At 67.3% G+C, this 18,651-nt stretch carries 16 protein-coding genes; 1 reads left to right on the plus strand and 15 read right to left on the minus strand.

All coding sequences use genetic code 11. The features are described from left to right. Positions 1-34: 34 nt before the first annotated feature. The 3 genes from ACSQ89_RS36640 to ACSQ89_RS36650 all read right to left on the minus strand — a co-directional run bounded on the left by ACSQ89_RS36640 (position 35) and on the right by ACSQ89_RS36650 (position 4,521). Positions 35-1,219, minus strand: a complete 1,185-nt coding sequence (locus ACSQ89_RS36640; protein ID WP_436297041.1) for an acetyl-CoA C-acyltransferase — start codon at positions 1,217-1,219, stop codon at positions 35-37. A 55-nt stretch (positions 1,220-1,274) separates the two neighbouring features. Continuing rightward, positions 1,275-3,386, minus strand: a complete 2,112-nt coding sequence (locus ACSQ89_RS36645; protein ID WP_436297042.1) for a 3-hydroxyacyl-CoA dehydrogenase NAD-binding domain-containing protein — start codon at positions 3,384-3,386, stop codon at positions 1,275-1,277. Positions 3,387-3,477: 91 nt separating this feature from the next. Continuing rightward, complete coding sequence (locus tag ACSQ89_RS36650; RefSeq protein WP_436297043.1) at positions 3,478-4,521, minus strand: zinc-binding dehydrogenase; 1,044 nt, start codon at positions 4,519-4,521, stop codon at positions 3,478-3,480. A gap of 169 nt (positions 4,522-4,690) precedes the next feature. Here ACSQ89_RS36650 and ACSQ89_RS36655 point away from each other — a divergent pair, with 169 nt between their 5' ends. After that, entirely contained in the window at positions 4,691-5,455 is a 765-nt protein-coding gene (locus ACSQ89_RS36655) for an SDR family oxidoreductase (RefSeq protein ID WP_436297044.1), read from the plus strand. Between the two features lie 13 nt (positions 5,456-5,468). On the opposite strand, the gene ACSQ89_RS36660 is transcribed toward ACSQ89_RS36655, so the two are convergent. The 12 genes from ACSQ89_RS36660 to ACSQ89_RS36715 all read right to left on the minus strand — a co-directional run bounded on the left by ACSQ89_RS36660 (position 5,469) and on the right by ACSQ89_RS36715 (position 18,645). Further along, positions 5,469-7,313, minus strand: coding sequence for an AMP-dependent synthetase/ligase (locus ACSQ89_RS36660; protein WP_436297045.1), 1,845 nt, complete (start codon positions 7,311-7,313; stop codon positions 5,469-5,471). A gap of 13 nt (positions 7,314-7,326) precedes the next feature. After that, positions 7,327-8,109: an ABC transporter ATP-binding protein gene (locus tag ACSQ89_RS36665; RefSeq protein WP_436297046.1), complete on the minus strand. Its 783-nt coding sequence runs from the start codon at positions 8,107-8,109 to the stop codon at positions 7,327-7,329. Further along, positions 8,106-8,903 (minus strand): ABC transporter ATP-binding protein, encoded by a 798-nt coding sequence (locus ACSQ89_RS36670; protein ID WP_436297047.1) that lies wholly within the window; start codon positions 8,901-8,903, stop codon positions 8,106-8,108. The genes ACSQ89_RS36665 and ACSQ89_RS36670 overlap by 4 nt, the downstream gene beginning before the upstream one ends. Further along, positions 8,903-9,979, minus strand: a complete 1,077-nt coding sequence (locus ACSQ89_RS36675) for a branched-chain amino acid ABC transporter permease (protein WP_436297048.1) — start codon at positions 9,977-9,979, stop codon at positions 8,903-8,905. Before ACSQ89_RS36675 ends, ACSQ89_RS36670 begins: the two co-directional genes overlap by 1 nt. Continuing rightward, entirely contained in the window at positions 9,976-10,851 is an 876-nt protein-coding gene (locus tag ACSQ89_RS36680) for a branched-chain amino acid ABC transporter permease (protein WP_436297049.1), read from the minus strand. Before ACSQ89_RS36680 ends, ACSQ89_RS36675 begins: the two co-directional genes overlap by 4 nt. 54 nt (positions 10,852-10,905) lie before the next feature. Further along, complete coding sequence (locus tag ACSQ89_RS36685; RefSeq protein WP_436297050.1) at positions 10,906-12,084, minus strand: ABC transporter substrate-binding protein; 1,179 nt, start codon at positions 12,082-12,084, stop codon at positions 10,906-10,908. Between the two features lie 121 nt (positions 12,085-12,205). Next, positions 12,206-13,213 carry an NADPH:quinone oxidoreductase family protein gene (locus tag ACSQ89_RS36690; protein ID WP_436297051.1) on the minus strand — a complete coding sequence of 336 codons (1,008 nt, stop codon included), beginning with the start codon at positions 13,211-13,213 and terminating at the stop codon, positions 12,206-12,208. An 8-nt stretch (positions 13,214-13,221) separates the two neighbouring features. After that, positions 13,222-13,989 carry a glucose 1-dehydrogenase gene (locus tag ACSQ89_RS36695; protein WP_436297052.1) on the minus strand — a complete coding sequence of 256 codons (768 nt, stop codon included), beginning with the start codon at positions 13,987-13,989 and terminating at the stop codon, positions 13,222-13,224. Further along, positions 13,986-15,050 carry a phosphotransferase family protein gene (locus ACSQ89_RS36700; RefSeq protein WP_436297053.1) on the minus strand — a complete coding sequence of 355 codons (1,065 nt, stop codon included), beginning with the start codon at positions 15,048-15,050 and terminating at the stop codon, positions 13,986-13,988. Before ACSQ89_RS36700 ends, ACSQ89_RS36695 begins: the two co-directional genes overlap by 4 nt. Before the next feature lie 12 nt (positions 15,051-15,062). Beyond that, on the minus strand, positions 15,063-16,280 hold the full coding sequence (locus ACSQ89_RS36705) for an acyl-CoA dehydrogenase family protein (RefSeq protein WP_436297054.1): 1,218 nt from the start codon (positions 16,278-16,280) through the stop codon (positions 15,063-15,065). A gap of 8 nt (positions 16,281-16,288) precedes the next feature. Further along, a complete protein-coding gene (locus ACSQ89_RS36710; protein ID WP_436297055.1) occupies positions 16,289-17,869 on the minus strand; it encodes an acyl-CoA synthetase in 1,581 nt (526 codons plus the stop codon). Further along, the gene (locus ACSQ89_RS36715; RefSeq protein ID WP_436297056.1) at positions 17,854-18,645 is read right to left on the minus strand and encodes an enoyl-CoA hydratase/isomerase family protein; all 792 of its coding nucleotides are present in this window, start codon (positions 18,643-18,645) and stop codon (positions 17,854-17,856) included. The genes ACSQ89_RS36710 and ACSQ89_RS36715 overlap by 16 nt, the downstream gene beginning before the upstream one ends. Between the last annotated feature and the right edge of the window lie 6 nt (positions 18,646-18,651).

Genomic DNA, 18,651 nt, shown 5'->3' on the forward strand with positions numbered 1-18,651 from the left:
CGTCTCCTCTTGTGCCTGAGGTGCTCGCTTTGCTTCAGGCGACCTCGAACAGCGCCGCCGCGCCCATGCCGCCGCCGACGCACATGGTGGCGACGACGTACTTCACCCCGCGTCGCTTGCCCTCGATCAATGCGTGGCCCACCACCCGCGCGCCGGTCATGCCGTAGGGGTGACCGATCGAGATGCCGCCGCCGTCGACGTTGTACTTTTCAGGATCGATGCCGAGGTGGTCACGGCAATAGATGGCCTGGCAGGCGAAGGCTTCATTGAGTTCCCACAGGCCGATGTCGGCGACCTTCAGGCCGTGCTGCTTCAGCAGCTTGGGAATGGCGTAGATCGGACCGATGCCCATCTCTTCGGGTGCGCATCCGGCCACGGCCATGCCGCGGTAGATGCCCAGCGGCGCCAGGCCGCGGCGCTGCGCGAGGCCGCGCTCCATCAGCACGCAGGCGGACGCGCCGTCCGACAACTGGCTCGCGTTGCCGGGCGTCACCACGCCGCCTTCGATCACGGGCTTCAGCGAGGCAAGCCCTTCGAGCGTGGTCTCGGGCCGATTGCCCTCGTCGGCGTGGAGCGTCACTTCGCTGTAAGAGACCTCCTTGGTGTTCTTGTCGACGACCGCCATCGTGGTCGTGAAGCGAACGATCTCCGCATCGAAGCGACCCGCGGCCTGCGCGGCGGCGGTGCGTTGCTGAGAAGCGAGCGAGTAGCGATCCTGCGCCTCGCGCGAAATGCCGTACTTCTTCGCCACGAACTCGGCCGTCTGCAGCATCGGCATGTAGGCATGCGGCGCGTGTTCGATCACCCTCGGATCCTTCTCCTTCGCAACCCATCCCATATAGGCGTCCTGCACGGCAGTGATGTTCTCGTGGCCACCGGCAATCACGATGTCCATGCCGTCGACCATCACCTGCTTGGCCGCGGTCGCGATCGCCATCAGGCCCGATGCGCACTGGCGGTCCATGGTCTGCCCCGACACCGTTGCAGGCAGGCCGGCGGCCAGCACTGCGTTGCGTGCGAGGTTCATGCCGGCGGTGCCGGAGGACAACACGCAGCCGATCACCGCGTCCTCGATCTCGCCACCCTCGACGCCGGCACGCTGCACGGCGTGTGCGATCGCATGGGCCAGCATCGTTGGCGACTTCGTGTTGTTGAGCGAGCCCTTGTATGCGCGCCCGATGCCGGTGCGCGCGGTCGAGACGATGACGGCTTCTTTCATGATGTCTTCCTGTGAATGCGGAGCAAGAGGTGGGATGGCGAGGTGTCCGAAGCGCCTACGCCGCTGTCCAGTCGGAAAGCTTCCGGCCCTGGCTGGCCAGGTCGGTCAGCAAGGAGGACGCGGTCCAGTAGCCGTAGGGGTTGCCCCGGACGCTGGCGTAGTGCGCGATTCGTTCGGCGACCACCGGCAGCCCGATCTGATCGGCCATGAAGATCGGCCCGCCGCGGTGATCGGGAAAGCCGTAGCCGGAGGTCCACACCATGTCGATGTCGCCCGGGCGGTAGGCAATCCCCTCCTCCAGGATCTTCGCGCCTTCGTTGATCATGGGAACCAGCAGGCGCTCGACGATCTCCTGCGCGCCGATGTCACTGCGCCGGGCGATGCCATGGGCATTCGCGAGTTCTTCGGCCACGCGGGCCGTCTCGGGATCGGTCACGGGCTTGCGGCCGTCGTAGCGGTAATAGCCCACCCCGGTCTTCTGGCCGAAGCGACCCAGCTCGAACATCCTGCGCACCACGGCGCGGTAGCTGTCGTCGGGCGGCAGCCCGCCGGCCTTGCCGTACTCGATGACGGTCTTCGCGCCCACGTCGATGCCCGCCATGTCCAGCATGCGGCAGGGCCCCATGGCCATGCCGAGTGCCTCCACAGCGCCGTCGATCTCGGCGGGGCTCGCGCCCTCCATCATCAGGAACTCCGCTTCGCGCATGTAGACCTCGGCCATGCGGTTGCCGATGAAGCCATAGCAGACGCCGGAGACGACCGCGATCTTCTTGATCGTGCGCGCCAGCTGCATCACCGTCGCCAGCACGTCGGGCGCGGTCGTCGCACCGCGCACCACTTCCAGCAGCCGCATCACGTTGGCCGGACTGAAGAAGTGCGTGCCGACCACGTCCGCCGGCCGTCCGGTCGCCTCGGCCAGAACATCGACGTCCAGGGTCGAGGTGTTGGTCGCGATGATGGCGCCCGGCTTGCACACCTGGCCGAGCCGCGCGCAGACCTGCTTCTTCAGGTCCATGTTCTCGAACACGGCCTCGATCACGAGATCGCAGCCCGCGAGCGAGGCATCGTCGAGGGTTCCGCTGAGCAAGCCCAGGCGCTCGGCGACCTGCGCGGTGGTGAGCCTGCCCTTGGCAGCGCTCGCTTCGTAGTTGCCGCGAATAGCCTTCAGGCCGCGGTCGAGCGCCTCCTGCGAGGTCTCGACCAGCACGGTCGGGATGCCGGCGTTGGCGAAGTTCATCGCAATGCCGCCGCCCATGGTGCCGGCGCCGACGATGCCGACCGAGCGCACGGGGCGCAGGCTCAGGTCCTTGGGGAGGCCCGGGATCTTCGACGCCTGCCGCTCCGCAAAGAAGAGGTGGCGCAGGGCCTGGGACTGGGGCGAGGTGCGCAGTTCCTCGAACAGGCGCGCCTCGACGGCTTCGCCCTCGGCGAAAGGCAGGGTCGACGCCTGCACCGCCAGCACGATGTTGCGGGCGGCCGGGTAGAAGGCCTTGCGGCGCGATGCTTCGTCGAGCGCCTTGTCGAAGAAGTCCGCGGGCAGGCCCTCGAGCGACACCGAGCGTTCGCTGAGCCGTCGCGGCGGCGCGCTGCGGGCGATCAATGCTTCCACGAACGCGAGCCCGACCTGAAGCGGCTCGCCCTCGCGGACTTCGTCGACGATGCCGGCCTTCAGCGCCGCGGCGGCATCGATGCTTCGGCCGGTCCCGATCAAGTCCAGCGTCAGCTCCGCGCCGGCCACCCGCGGCAGGCGCTGGGTTCCGAGCGAACCGGGCAGGATGCCGAGCTTGACTTCCGGGAAGCCGAACACGGCGGTGGGCACGCTCACGCGGTAATGACAGGCCAGCGCCAGTTCCAGTCCGCCGCCGAGCACGGTCCCATGCAGCGCGGCGGCGACCGGCCGGTCCAACGCTTCGATGCGGGCCAGGGTGCCGTTGTAGAGCTTCGCGGAGAAATGCGGGTCGTCGAAGGAGTTGATGTCGCCGCCGGCCACGAAGGTCCGCCCCTCTCCATGGACCAGCAAGGCCTTGAAGGAGCGGTCGGCCTCGAAGGCATCGACCGCCGACGCGAGGCCGGCGACCACGCCCGGCGACAAGGCGTTGACCGGCGGATTGTCGATGCGCAGCAGCGCGATGTCGCCGTGGCGTGTCAGGGTGACGGGTGCGGTCATGGGCAGGGTCCAAACAGGGAGCGATGGGCAGTTGTGCCGAGGCTAACGAAGGCCGGCCAAAGTCTCTTGCGTCAAGTCGCTGACCGTCGGGTCAACTCGCGCCTCCCGGCCGGACCAGCAGCTTGATCTGCATAGTGGGACGCCGCAGCGCCTCGAAGGCCTCCGGCAGCGCCTCCAGCCTCACCGTGTCCGTGACCATGGCCCCGGGTTCGACGCGGCCGGCATCGAGCAGGTCGAGCACGCGCTGCCAATCGGTCTTGCCATAGCCCATCACGAACCGGAGATTGATCTCCTTCGCCATCGCCCGTTGCGGCATCACGCGGTCCTCGGTCGGACACACGCCGACCACGACGATCCGCCCGCGCGGCTTCGACATCTCGATGCACTGCTGGATCAGTCCGGCGATGCCGACGCATTCGAAGATGACGTCGGGCGGCGCGCCCGCAGCCTTGGCGAATGCAGCGCCGACGTCGTCGACCGAAGGGTCGATCAATGCCGTGGCGCCGAAACGCCCGGCGATGGCGCGGCGGCCGCTCGCGAACTCGCTCACCACCACATGCGCAGCCCCCGCCTGCCGCGCGAAGGCGGTGACCGCCAGGCCGATCGGTCCGGCGCCGATCACGAGCACGCGCGCACCGAGCCCGATCTGGCCGGCTTCCACCGCATGCAGGCCCACCGCCAGCGGCTCGATCATCGCGCCCTCGCGCTCGCCGACCGCCGTGGGCAGGCGGATGGCCTGGCCGGCGGGCACCTTCACGTATTCCGCCAGGCCTCCGGGCCGGTTTGGACTGAAGCCGGTCAGGCGGTTGTGTGGGCAGATCATGCCGAGCCCTTCGCGGCATTCCTGAAAACCCTGTGCCACGCAACCGCTGCAGGCGTTGTTCGGCAAGGCCGTCACGCGCTCGCCGACCTTCCAGTCGCTGGCGCCGCTCTCGACGATCTCGCCGGAGAACTCGTGGCCCAGCACAGTTCCGTCCTTCACGACGAACAGGCCCGGGTGCGTGGAGTGCAGGTCCGATCCGCACACCCCGCAGTAATGGACCCGCAGCACCAGTTCGCCCGGCCCGGCCTGCGGCAAGGGCACATCCTCGATCGACAGCAGTCGGTCGACTCCGCGAAAAACAGCAGCCTTCATCGTCGGTCCCAGGGGTCGTGGCAGTCCCTCGGAGGCTATTCCAGCGGCCCGCAACTTTCTTGCGCGCAGTCGCTGTCATGCGCCGCGGCGGCCGCTCGGGCAGCGACTCGGCGCAAGACACGGGCCCCGGGCCTGCCTACGCTCGGGCGAGAGACATCGGGGAGCCTGCATGCAACTCAAGGACAAGGTCATCGTCGTCACCGGCGCTGCGAGCGGCATCGGCGCCGCCATGGCGCGGCGGTTTGCGGAGGAAGGCGCGCGCGCCGTCGTGGTCGCCGACCGCGATGCCGCGCGGGCGCACGCAGTCGCGCTGGACATCGGCGGCCATGCGGCGCTCGTCGACGTGGCCGTCGAGGCCGAACTCCAGCGGCTCATCGAAGAGACCGAGTCGCGCCACGGCCCGATCGATCTGTTCTGCTCCAACGCAGGCACCACGGCTGCCGGTGGCCCCGAACTGCCGGATGCCGATTGGCGCCGCGTGATGGACGTCAATCTGATGGCGCATGTCCACGCCGCCCGGGCCCTGCTGCCGCGGATGCTGTCGCGCGGCCAGGGCTACCTGCTGCAGACGGCTTCCGCGGCCGGCCTGCTCTCGCAATTCGATGCGCCTTATGCCGTGAGCAAGCACGCGGCCGTGGCCTTCGCCGAATGGCTGTCCATCACCTACGGGGGGCAAGGCATCCGGGTGAGCTGCCTCTGCCCGGCCGGCGTCGACACGCCGCTGCTCGGCGCCGAGCCGAAGGCGCGCCGCGACCTCCTCTCGCACGGTCTCATGAGCACCGCCGAGGTGGCGCAAGTGGTCGTCCAGGCGCTGGCCGAGGAGCGCTTCCTGATTCTGCCGCAGCCCTTCATCCACACGCAGATGCGCCACAAGGCGGACGACACCGACCGCTGGATCCGCGGCATGCGCCGCCTGCACGCTTCGGTCGACTGAGCGCGGCCGCGCTTCAAGCCGCTTTGTCGGCGTACATCGAGTCGATCAGGGCGGCGTACTTGCGGTTCACCAGCGAGCGCTTGAGCTTCATCGTCGGTGTCAGTTCCTCGTCCTCCGCGCTGAGGCGGGTTTCGATCAGGCGGAACTCCTTGATCTGCTCGACCCGCGCGAAATGCCGGTTGACCTTCTCGATCTCCTCGGCGATCAGCTCGATCACCTCGCGGCTGCGTGCAAGCGACTTGTAGTCCGAGAAGGCGACGGAGCGCTCCTGTGCCCACTGCTCGACGTTGTCCTGGTCGATCATCACCAGGCAGCTCAGGTAGGCCCGCCTGTCACCGATGACCACCGCGTCGGTCACGTAGGGGCTGAACTTGATCTGGTTCTCCCATTCCGAAGGCGTGATGTTCTTGCCGCCTGCCGTGATGATGATGTCCTTCATGCGGTCCGTGATGAAGAAGTACCCCTCCTCGTCCACGCGCCCCACGTCGCCGGTCTTCAGCCAGCCGTCCTCGAAGGCCTCGGCGGTCTTTTCGGGCATGTTCAGGTAGCCCATGAAGACCTGGGCACCGCGCACCATCAGCTCGCCCTGCTGCGACACCCTCACCTCCGAACCCGGCAGTGCGACGCCGATGCTTCCGGGCTTGCTGCGCCCACGCGGGTTGCAGGTGGCGGCGCCGGTGAGTTCGGTCATCCCCCAGAGTTCGTTCAGGGAAATGCCCAGCGCCATGAACCAGCGGATCAGTTCGGCAGAGATCGGCGCGGCGCCGGTGATCGCGACCTCCACACGCCCCAGGCCCATCATGCGGCGCAGGTTGTCGAGCACCAGTTTGCGGGCCAGCCAGAAGCGCAGGCGCAACCCGCGAGGCACGGGCATCCCCTGTTCCTGGCAGCGCGCCATCTGCTCGCCGACCGCCAGTGCCTTGCGGTACGCCCACTGCTCGAGCCGGGTGGCTTCGCGCATCGCGGTGGTCACGCTCGAGTAGAGCTTCTCCCAGACCCGCGGCACCGCCATGAAGACGTCCGGCTGGATCTCACGGATGTTGTCGAAGATCGTGTCCGGGTCCTCGACGAAGTTCAGGGTCTGGCCGACGAGCAGCGCGTAGTACTCGCCGAAGATGCGCTCCGACACGTGGCACAGGGGCAGGAACGCGGCGCGCTCGCGCAGCCTGGTGGGCGGCAAAAAGGCTTCGAGCGTGCGGCACGCCGCCATCACATTGGCGTGCGAGATCATCGCGCCCTTGGGCCTGCCGGTCGTGCCCGATGTGTAGACCAGCACGGCCAGGTCACCCGGTCGCCGACTCGCGATGCGTTCTTCGACCAGCGAAGGCTGCGCCTTGCGCCGCTCGCGGCCCAGTTCGGCCAGGCGGTCGAGCGAGATCACTCGCGGATCGTCGAGATTCGCAAGCCCCTCCATGTCGAACACGATCACCTGGCGGACCTGCGTGAGGCGCTCGCCCACCTCGAGGAACTTGTCGAGCTGCTCCTCGTTCTCGACGAACAGCAAAGTGGTTCCTGAATCCGTGCACAGGTACTCCAGCTGGGAGGCCGAATCGGTGGGGTAGATACCGTTCACCACGCCACCGGCCGTGAGGCCGGCCAGATCGACCCACAGCCATTCCCGGCAAGTGTTGGACAGCACCGAGACGACGTCGCCGGGCGCCAGGCCCAGCGACACCAGGCCGCAGGCCAGATCGGCCACGATCTCGCCGACCTCGGCATACGTGTAGGACCGCCAGACGCCCAGCTCCTTCTGGCGCAGCATCACGGCATCGGCGCACGTCTGCACGGCATGGCGGAACAGCGCAGGCACCGTCCGGATGTCGGCCGGGACGGCCGGCGGTCGAGTGGGATTTCGCATAGGTAGCACGCGTTCAGCGCCAGGTTTTCTTCTTCTTCCAGCGGCGCTCGCTGCGCGCGCCGGCGCCTTTCGCACCGAGGTAGAACTCCTTGATGTCGTCCTTCTCGCGCAGCGCGCTGCAGCGGTCTTCCATCACGATGCGACCGTTCTCCAGCACATAGCCGAAGTCGGCGGCATTGAGCGCCATGTTGGCGTTCTGCTCGACCAGCAGGATGGTGGTGCCGCGCTCGCGGTTGATGCGCACGATGATCTCGAAAATTTCCTTGGTCAGCCGCGGGCTGAGCCCCAGGCTCGGCTCGTCGAGCAGGATCAGTTCCGGCTGCGCCATCAGCGCGCGTGAGATCGACAGCATCTGCTGCTGCCCGCCCGACAGGAGCCCGGCATCCTGCGCGGCTTTTTCCCTGAGGATCGGAAAGTAGCCGAACACCGTCTCGAGGTCGCGCGCCACGCCGTCGCGGTCCTTCCGGGTGTAGGCGCCCATCATGAGGTTGTCGCGCACCGACAGCAGCGGAAACACCTCGCGACCCTCAGGCACATGGCTGAGGCCGGCGCGCACCACCTCCGCCGGGTCGTGCGCCGTGATGTCCCGGCCCTTGAACTCGATGCTGCCCTTGGCCGGATCGAGCACGCCCGAGATGGTCTTCAGGATCGTGCTCTTGCCGGCGCCGTTGGAACCCAGCACGGTCGCGATCTCGCCCTTGCGCACCTTCAGGCTCACGCCGCGGATCGCCTTCACGGGGCCGTAGGAACTCTCGACGTTCGAGAGCTTCAGCATGCTCGACTGTTCAACGTTCATGCTTCCGGCCTCCGCAGGCTGGACACGTCGTCGATGCTGCCGAGGTAGGCCTCGATGACGCCTTCGTGCGCCTGGACTTCGGCGGGCGACCCCAGCGCCAGCACCTCGCCCTGGTTCATCGCAAGCACGCGGTCGGAGACGCGCGACACCAGGCTCATGTCGTGCTCGACCATCAGCACGGTGATGCCGAGCTCGCGCTGGATGTCCTGGATCCACCAGGCCATGTCCTCGGTCTCCTCGGCATTGAGTCCGGAGGACGGCTCGTCCAGCAGCAGGAGCTTCGGGTCGCTGCACAATGCGCGCGCCAGTTCGACCACCTTGCGCACGCCGTAGGCCAGGCCCGCGACCTTGTGATCGCGGTAGCGCATCAGCCGCAGCAGCTCGATCACCTGCTCCGCCTTGCGCCGCGCCGCGAGTTCGTTGCGCCTGGCCGAAGGCGCAAAGAAAAGATCGCTCCAGAAGCCGGCCGCGCGATGAGTGTGGAATCCGATCAGCAGGTTCTGCAGCACCGTCGCCTGCTCGAACAGCTCGATGTTCTGGAAGGTGCGCGCAATGCCGAGGGCGGCGATGCCATGAGGCGGCGTCTGGTCGAGCGCCACGCCGTTGAAAGTGATGCTGCCCTCGGTCGGCATGTAGATGCGGCTGATGAGATTGAAGACGGTCGTCTTGCCGGCGCCGTTCGGCCCGATCAACGTGAACACCTCGCCGCGATGCACGTCGAAGCTGACCTTGTTGACGGCCAGCACGCCGCCGAAGCGAACCGACAGATCGCGCGCCGAAAGAAGGCTGTCCATCAGCGCACCCTCTCCGATTTCTGGAACGACTTCTGGCGCCTGAACATGCCGCGTCGGTAGGTCGGGAACAGTTCGAGGTAGGTACGCAGCTTGACCCACCGGCCGTGCAGCCCCGTCGGTTCGAACAGCACAAAGACCATCAGCACCGCGCCGAAGACGACGGCCTGGAGCCCCGCCGCCTGGCCAATGGCCGGCGGAAGCCAATCCTTGGCGATGGCGATCGCCTGCGGCATGGTGATCAGGAAGATCGCGCCGAAGAACGCGCCATGAACGGAACCCAGCCCGCCCACGACCACCAGCAGCAACAGATCGATCGACTGCGCGATCCCGAACTGCTCGGGCGAGATGAAGCGCAGCTTGTGGGCGTAGAGCGCACCTGCGATGCCGACGATCGCGGCCGACAAGGCGAACGAAACAGTCTTGTAGCGTGCCAGGTGGATGCCCATGCTTTGCGCCGAGATCTCCGAGTCGCGGATGGCGATGAAAGCGCGCCCGGTCGAAGTGCGCAGGAGATTGAGCACGCCCACCGTCACGAGCACGCAGGTCAGCAGCACCACGAGGTAGAAGGATTCGGCGCCGCTGGCCGTCCAGCCGAACAGCGCGGGCGGTTTCACCGCCAGGCCGGCGTTGCCGCCGGTGATGCTCTCCCAGCGCGCCATCACCTCCTCGACGATGAAGCCGAAGGCCAGCGTGGCGACCGCGAGGTAGATGCCCTTGACCCGCAACGCCGGCAGTCCCACCACCACGCCGACCGAGGCCGACAGGCCGGCGGAGGCGGCCAGCGCCAGCGGAAAGGGCCACCCATGCCCGGTGAGCACGGCCTGCGTATAGGCCCCGACGCCCAGAAAGGCAGCATGCCCGATGGACAACAACCCGGTGAAGCCGGCCAGCACCATCAATCCCAGGCCTGCGATGGAATAGATGAGGACGAAGGTGAGTTGCGAAGTCCAGTACGGCCCCACCACCCAGGGCGCGAGCACAAGCGCGATCAGCAACAGGCCGTACCAGAACGCCTCGCCCGCATGCTTGGCGAGCCGATGGTCCTGCTCGTAGGAAGTCTTGAAGAGGAATCTCATACCTTCTTGCGCAGCTTTTCTCCGAACAGTCCGTTCGGCTTGACCATCAGCATCAGCAGGACCACCACGTACGCGGCGACGTCCTTGAAGCCCTCCGGCAGATAGAAGCCCGCGAAGGACTCGACGATGCCGATCACCAGCCCGCCGACCACCGCGCCCGGCAGGCTGCCGAAGCCGCCCACCACCGCCGCGGGAAAGGCCTTGAGACCGATGAAGCCCATGTTGACGTGGACGAAGGTGATCGGCGCGAGCAGCAGGCCGGCGATGGTCGCCACGCCCGCCGACAGGCCCCACACCAGGCCGTTGAGGCGCTTGACCGGGATGCCCATGTAGTACGCCGCCAGCTGGTTCTGCGAAGACGCCTGCATCGCGACACCGAGCTTGCTGTACTTGAACATCAGGAACAGCAGCGCACACAGCAGCAGCGTGGTTCCGATCACCACGCCCTGCTCGGCGCTGAGGATCAGGCCGCCGAGGTTCCACACCGCGCCCTTGTAGGGAATGTCCATGACGTGGGTGTCGGTGCCGATGCCCGGCAGCATGGTCACCAGGCCGCGCGTGATGTAGCCGAGCCCGATGGTGAGCATGACCACGGTGAATTGAGGCTGGCCCAGAATCGGCCGGATGACCGAACGTTCGAGCAGGATCCCGAAGCCGCCCATCCCGGCGACACTGACCAGCGCGGCCCAGAAGAACGGCAGCTTGAACCACGCCATCAGCAGGTAGCCGGTGCAGGCACCGAGCATCATCAGCTCGCCCTGCGCGAAGTTGACGGTCTCGGTGGCCTTGTAGATAAGCACGAAGCCCAGCGCGATCAGCGCGTAGATGCAACCCAGCGCCGAGCCGGAGATCAGCAGTTGAACGAATTCCAAGAACGCTCCTTCGCGCTGTGGCTTGCGGGGGCGGTCGGCGCGGGCCGCGCCGCGTCAGGGCTGCAGGTAGTCCGTGATCGGCACCCAGCGGCCGTTCACGATGTGCGAGATCCGCACGGCCTCGGAACCGAGGCGCTTGGTCTTGGTGAAGCTCATGGTGTCGAAGCCCAGCTTGTCGCGCGGGAAGGTCGAGATCTCCATCGTCTCCACGAAGCGCTGGGCGGTGAGATTCGGACCGACCTTCTCGAGCGTCTTGATGGTCCAGTCCATCGTGGCGTAGCCGAAGACGGCGTACTGGCCCGGGTCTTCGTTGTACTTGGCCTTGTAGGCGGCATACCAGTCGCGCAGCGCTTTCGACGGATCGTCCGGATAGGGCTGCGAACTCGCGTGCGAGGACAGGAAGCCCTCGGTCACCGCGCCGCCGAGCTTGGGCACGAGGTGCGAGTAGGAAGCCGAGGTCCCGATGAACTGCGGCGCGAAGCCGACTTTCTTCGCCTCGTTCAGCGTACCGATCGTCTCGCGCAAGGTCGTCCCCATCACGACCGTGTCGCAGCCGACGCTCTTTAGCTTGGCGACCTGCGACGAGAAGTCGGTCGCGCCGCGCTTGTAGGTGGTCTTCTCGACCACCGACTTGTTGAGTTCCTTCATCTGCGACTCGACGCCCTTCATGAGCTCCGAGCCGAGTTCGTCGTCCTGGATCAGCGAGCACCATTTGCGCTCCGGCTTGGTCTGGTTCAATGCCTTGACGATCACGCGGCCCTGCTGGTAGTAGGGCACGGCGAAAGCGAAGGCGAGCGGGGTCGGCGGGTCGTAGAGACCGCGCGCGGACGCCAGCGGAAAGGCGTGGATGACCCCGGCCTCGGTGAAGATCGGCATCGTGGTGAGCGCAAGGGCGGTGCCGATGTTGGCCACCGTGATGAAGATCTTGTCGTTCTGCACCAGCTTCTGCGCCGCCAGCACGGCCTTCTTGGTGTCGTAGCCGGAGTCTTCGACGATCAACCGGATCTTGCGGCCGGCCGGGCCGCCTGCGGCATTGGCCTCCTCGATCCGCATGTTCATGCCGTTGACCGTCTCCTTGCCGAAGGCGGCGATCGGGCCGGACAGGTCCTGGATGGTGCCGACCAGCACTTCGTTCTTGGTGACCCCTTGCGTCGCCTGCGCCTGGGCCAGCAAGGGGGCGGCGATGGCGGCAGCGACAAACCATGGGGCTGTGCGGCCAGCAGATCTCGTCATCTCGTCGACTCCTTCGAACTGTCGGAGCACCGGGAATCGGGTCTCCGCTGATGCAGTTTCGCTAGAGCACGGACACGCGTCTTGCGCCGAGACGCTGCACTGCGCGACACGAGGGATATCCCTATCCGGGCTGCCGCGGGGACGCGCGGCCGAGCTCGGTCGTCAGCATGATCTTTCCCGTTGCGCGCCGATCAGCGACGACGCGCAACGCTTCGGCCGCCCGCTCCAGCGGATAGCGCGCGGTGATGGCGGGCCGGATGCGTCCTTGCTGGAGCCATCCCAGCAGTTCCTGCATGAGGCTGTCGTAGCGCCGCGGCTCGGCCTGGGAGAAGCCGCCGTAGAACACCCCGACGATCGCACAGCCCTTGAGCAATACGAGGTTGAGCGCGGGCCGAGGGATCTCGCCGGCGGTGAAGCCGATCACCAGGTAGCGGCCCTTCCAGGCCATGCTGCGCAGCGCCGGCTCGGTGTAGCTTCCGCCGACCGGGTCGTAGACCACGTCGACGCCGCGCCCGCCGGTGAGGGCCTTGACGCGTTCACGCAGATCTTCCGTGGCGTAGTTGATGGTCTCGTCGGCCCCCAGGGCCTTGCACAAGGCGAGCTTCTCGTCGGTCGATGCGGCGGCAATGACCTTCGCGCCCATGAGCTTGCCGAGCTCGATGGCCGACAGGCCCGTGCCGCCGGCCGCGCCCAGCACCAGCAGGGTCTCGCCGGGCTGGATGGCGGCGCGGTCCTTCAGCGCGTAATGCGAGGTGCCGTAGGTGATGACCAGGGCCGCGGCGGCCTCCATGTCCACACCGCCAGGCAAGCGCACGAGCTTGCTCGCGTCGGTCAGCACTTCCTCGGCAAAGCCGCCCCAGCCGCAGACGGCAATGACGCGATCGCCGGGTGCATGGCCCTTGACGCCCTCGCCCACCTGCTTGACGGTACCCGCCACTTCGCCGCCGGGCGAGAACGGCAGTTCGGGCTTGAACTGGTACTTGTTCTCGATGATCAGCGTGTCGGGAAAGTTGACGGCACTCGCGTGGACCGACACGAGCACCTGCCCCGGACCCGGCACGGGGGAAGCGACCTCTTCGAGCACGAGCGATTCGGGAGGGCCGTGGCGTTTGGCAAGGACTGCTTTCATGGGGGACCTCAGATCATGGAAATCGACATGCCACCGTCCACCGCCAGGCTCGCGCCGGAGACGAAGGCGCCGGCCGGCGAACTCAGGTAGAGCACCGCATAGCCGATCTCTTCGGGTTGCCCGAGACGATGCACGGGCGTCTTCTTCAGGATGCGCTCGCGTGCCTCTCCGTCGAAGGCCTTTGCCAGGCGTGTCTCGATCACGCCGGGCAATACCGTGTTCGCCCGGATGCCGAACTCCCCGTACTCCAGCGCGAACACGCGGCTCATGCCGATCAGCGCCGTTTTCAGGGTGCCGTACAGACTCAGCATTTTTTCCGGGTGCCAGGCCGACAGGGACGAGATGTTGACGATGCTGCCCCCGCCGCGCGGCTTCATGAGCTTCGCGGCTTCGACCGAGAGGAACCAGTAGCCGCGCAGGTTGACGTCGATGGCCTTGGTGAAGAGGCCGACGTCGATGTCCTCGATGGTGCGCCACGGACTCATCACGGCGTTGTTGACCAGGATGTCCAGTCCGCCGTGCGTCGCCTGGAGATGCGCGGCCATCTCGGCGATGTCTTCCATGCGTCCGATGTGACAGGCGCGGGCTTCGGCGCGAAGGCCTTCGTCGCGCAAGGTCTGCGCCACGTGCTCGCAATCGTCCGCCTTGCGACTGCTGATGACCACGCGCGCGCCAGCCTGCGCCAGCACGCGGGCAGTCGCCGCGCCGATGCCCTGCGTAGAGCCCGTGATCAAGGCTACCTTGCCGCTGAGGTCGAAAGGATTGTGGGGTGTCATGGGGTTGATTCCAAAGTGTTCAGGCCCGTACGCGCGAACACGTCCATCGTGTTGCCGAACAGGAGCGCGCTTTCGGCGACCGCCGTGCCCAGCGCGGCACGGCGGCGCAGTCCCGCCGACATGGCGGCCTGGCGAAACATCGCGAAGGCCTTGTAGAAGCGCATGTCGGTGCGCGGGTCCATTTGCATGGCGCGCAGGTAGCGGTCGGCCATCCAGGCCGAATCCGGCAAGCCCGCGGCCGCACGATCGATGCCGGCTAGGCCCGGCAGCAGATAGTCGGCCGGCAGCTCCTGAACACCCAGGAATTGCCCGAGATCGGCCAGCGGATGACCCAGGGTCGACAGCTCCCAGTCGAGCACGGCCACCACGCGGTCGCCGTCGCGCTCGAACATCAGGTTGTCCAGCCGCGAGTCGCCGTGCAGAAGGACGGTCGGGTGCTCGGCCCGCGGCAGCGCGGTTTGCAGGCGGCCAATGAGCTCATCCATTTCTGCCACGCCCTCGGGCATGGCGGTGCGGTATTGCTGCGTCCAGCGGTGCAGCTGGCGCTCGAAATAGTTGCCCGCGCGGCCGAAGTCGCGCAGGCCGAGCGCATCGATGTCGGTGCGGTGGATCGCAATCAGGTTGTCGATGGCCGCGGCATAGATGTCTGCGCGGCGCTCGCGCGGCAGCTCCGGCAGCCCGACGTGACGATGCACCACGCCATCGACGAAATCCATCAGGTAGAACTGCACGCCGACCACGTCGAGCTCGTTGCAGAGGACGTGCAGCTTCGGGACCGGCACTGCGCTGCCGTACAGCGCCGAGAGGATGCGGAACTCGCGGTCGAGCGCATGCGCCGATTTCAGCAGCTGCCCGGCCGGCTGCGTGCGCAGGATGTATTGGCCGCTGTCGGCGGTGAGCCGCCAGATCGGATTGGAGTTGCCGCCCACCAGGCGCTCGGCCTGCCGCAGGCCGCGGAAGCCCGCCGCGTGCACCTGCAGGTAGGTGCCGAGCCGACCCAGGTCCAGGGGCGGCGTGCTGACCACGCGGTCCGGCGCGATCGAAGACACCGATGCGTTCATCGTCGCCGGCCCTCAGGCCACCGACGCCGCATGGCGCTTGAGCAACTGCTGGCCGACGGCCGACAGATGGACCTGGTCCGGCCCATCGCCGATGCGGATGAAGCGCGCGTAGACATAGGCGCGCGGCAGGAAGGTGTCCTGCGACACGCCGGCGCCGCCGTGGACCTGGATGCTCCGGTCGATCACGCGCGCGGCCATGCTGGGCACCACGATCTTGGCCGCGGCGATCAGGTCCCTGGCGGCCTTGTTGCCTTCGCGGTCCATCTTGTCCGCGGCGCGCAGCGTGAGCAGGCGCGCCTGCTCGATTTCGCAGAACGAATGCGCGATATCTTCCCGCACCGAGCCCTGTTCGCCCAGGGCCTTGCCGAAGGCCACGCGCGCGTTGGCGCGCCGGCACATCAGCTCGAGCGCGCGCTGCGCACAGCCGATCAGGCGCATGCAATGGTGGATGCGCCCCGGACCGAGGCGCCCCTGGGCGATCTCGAAGCCGCGGCCCTCGCCCAGCAGGATGTTGCCGGCGGGGACCCGCACGTTGTCATAGACGATCTCGGGATGTCCCACCGGCGCATCGTCATAGCCGAAGGCTGTGATGTCGCGCACGATGCGCACGCCGGGCGTGTTCTTCGGCACCAGGATCATCGACTGCTGCCTGTGGCGTTCAGGATGGTCGGGGTCGGTCTTGCCCATCACGATCAGCAGCGTGCAGTCTTCGTTCAGCGCGCCGGAGGTGAACCACTTGCGTCCGTTGATGACGTAGTGGTCGCCGTCGCGACGGATCTCGCACTGGATGTTGGTGGCGTCGCTGGACGCCACGGCCGGCTCGGTCATCGAAAAGGCCGATCGGATGGTGCCCGCCAGCAGGGGCTCGAGCCATTCGGACTGCTGCGCCGGGGTGCCGTAGTTCGCCAGCACTTCCATGTTGCCGGTGTCGGGCGCCGAGCAGTTGAAGATCTCCGGCGCCCACAGGACCCTTCCCATGGACTCCTTGACCGGCGCGTACTCGAGGTTGCTCAGGCCGCTGCCGTGAGCGCCCGAGAGGAACAGGTTCCACAAGCCCTCGGCACGTGCGCGCGCCTTCAGCGCCTGCAGCACCGGCGGGGTTCGGTAGGGATGAGGGCTTTGGCGAACCTGCTCGTAGTACAGATGCTCGACCGGATAGACGTGTTCGTCCATGAAGTCGCCGACACGCTTCTGCAGTGCCAGCGATCGCTCGGAGTGGTTGAAGTCCATGCTGTTGCTCAGGAGCTGGCGCCCGGATCGCGCAGGCGTGCCTTCTGCACCTTGCCGGTCGGATTGCGCGGCAGCGCATCGACCAGCCGCAGCTCCCTCGGCAGCTTGTAGCGCGCCAGGCGGGATTCGGCGAAGGCTTGCAGCGCCTCCAGCGTGATCGACTTGCCGGGCTTGGGTGCCACGACCGCCACGACGCGTTCACCCCAGCGCTCGTCGGGCGCGCCGATCACAGCCACCTCGGCGATGTCCGGGTGGTCGTACAGCACACTCTCCACCTCGGCCGGGTAGATGTTCTCGCCGCCGCTGATCACCATGTCCTTGAGCCTGTCGCAGATGTAGAGGAAGCCCTCGGCATCCCGGTAGCCCACGTCGCCGCTTCGAAACCAGCCGTCGCGCGTGAAGCAGGCCTCGGTGGCCTCGGGCCGGTTCCAGTAGCCCCTCATCACGTTGGCGCCGCGAACGCAGATCTCGCCCGGCTTGCCGGCCTCGGTGATGGGGACGCCGACGTCGTCGACGAGGCGGATCTCCGTCAGCAGCGGCGGCGTGCCGCTGGACCCCAGCTTGTCCACCGCGCGGTCCGGGTTCAGGAAGGTGATCATCGACGCCGTCTCCGTCATGCCGTAGCCCTGATGGACCGGGATGCCGCGCGCGTTGTAGAGCCGAAGCAGCGGTTCGGGCATCGGAGCGCCGCCGACCGATACCAGCCGGAGCGAGCCCAGGTCGGCCTGCTTGAAGTCGGGATGCTGGCTGATGAAGAGCAACATGGCGGGTACGGCGAAGGTCACCGTCACGCGGTACTGCTCGATCGCTTGCATCACCGCCGCGGCATCGAAGCCGCGCTGCAGCACCAGGTGGCCGCCGACGAGCAGCGTGGTCAGGGTGCCGCACAGCAGGCCGCCCACATGGAACATCGGTGCGAAGTTCAGCGTGACGTCGGTCGAGACCATGTCCCACAGCAACAGCTCGTTGAGGTCGTTGGCCCAGAAGTTCCCATGGGTCAGCATCGCGCCCTTGGGATGGCCGGTGGTGCCGGAGGTGTACATGATCACGGCCACGTCGTCGGCCGCGACCGGGACGGCGTCGGGCACGGCGAGGGGTCCGGCCATCAGCGCGTCGGCCGACTCCCAGCCGGGTGCACCGCCTGTGCGGTGGATGAAGCGCAGGCTGCCCAGCGTGTCGCGCACGGCATCGATGACCGCGATGTGTTCCTCGCCGACGACGAGGGTGTGCAGGCCGGCGTCGCCGATGATGAAGGCGAGCTCCGGCCCGCTCAGGCGGAAGTTCAGCGGCACGCAGATGGCGCCGAGGCGTGCCGTGGCGAACAGCACGACCACGAACATCGGGTCGTTGAAGCCGAGGTAGCCGACGCGCACGCCCGCCTTTGCGCCGCGTGCTGCCAGCACCGCCGACATGCGCTCGATGCGCTCGGCGAGCTCGCCGTAGGTCCAGGTGATTCCGTCGCAGGTCAGCGCGGGCCGGCGCGGCACGCGCGCGGCGCGGCGGGAGAGCCACTCGGCCAGGCCGACCGCATGGGCGCCGCCGGCCATGGCCGAAGCGGCCGTGAGGCCGGCGCTCAGCGTCCGGTCCATACGGGCGTCCTCTTTTCGTTGAAGGAGGCGAGGCCTTCTTTTGCGTCCTCGGTCATCGCCAGCAGCGCGATCTGGCTCTCGGTGTAGGCGATGCCTTCGTCGAAGGACATCGATGCCAGAGCACGCATCGCATACTTGCCGCGGCGCAGCGCCGTGGGCGACTTGGTGGCGAGCCGATCGACCAGCCATTGCGTCTTCGCGTCCAGCTCGGCGGCCGGCACCACGTAGTTGAGCAGGCCGCCCTCCTTCGCCTCCGCGGCGCTGAAAGGCTCGCCCGTCAGGCACCACTCGCGCACCAGGCGGCGCGGTGCCATCGCCTGCAACAGGCTCAGCACCTGCATCGGGAACAGGCCGATCTTGACTTCGGGCAGTCCGAACAAGGCGTTGTCGGCCGCGATCGCCATGTCGGTCATGCACAGCAGGCCGAGGCCGCCGGCCATGCAGACGCCGTTGATGCGCGCGATGCTCGGCAAGGTGGCGTTCTGCGCCTCGCGCAGCATGTCGGCGTAGTCGATGTTGGGCTGCGACAGGTCGAACGCGAAGCCCGCGCCCGGCTGCATGTCGCCGCCGGCGCAGAAGGCCTTCTCGCCCGCCGCGGTGAGCACGATCACGCGCACGTCGGCGTCGGCATGGGCCTGGCGGTAGCCCTCCCGGATGCCGGCCACGACGTCCTTGTTGATTGCGTTGCGCTTGTCCGGTCGGTTGATGGTGATCCACATCGCGCGGTCACGCTTTTCCAGAACAACGGCGGGGGGTGTGGTGCTTGCGTCGGTCATCTCTTT

Source organism: Variovorax sp. LjRoot175 (genome assembly GCF_964253805.1).
Taxonomy (GTDB): Bacteria; Pseudomonadota; Gammaproteobacteria; order Burkholderiales; family Burkholderiaceae_C; genus Variovorax.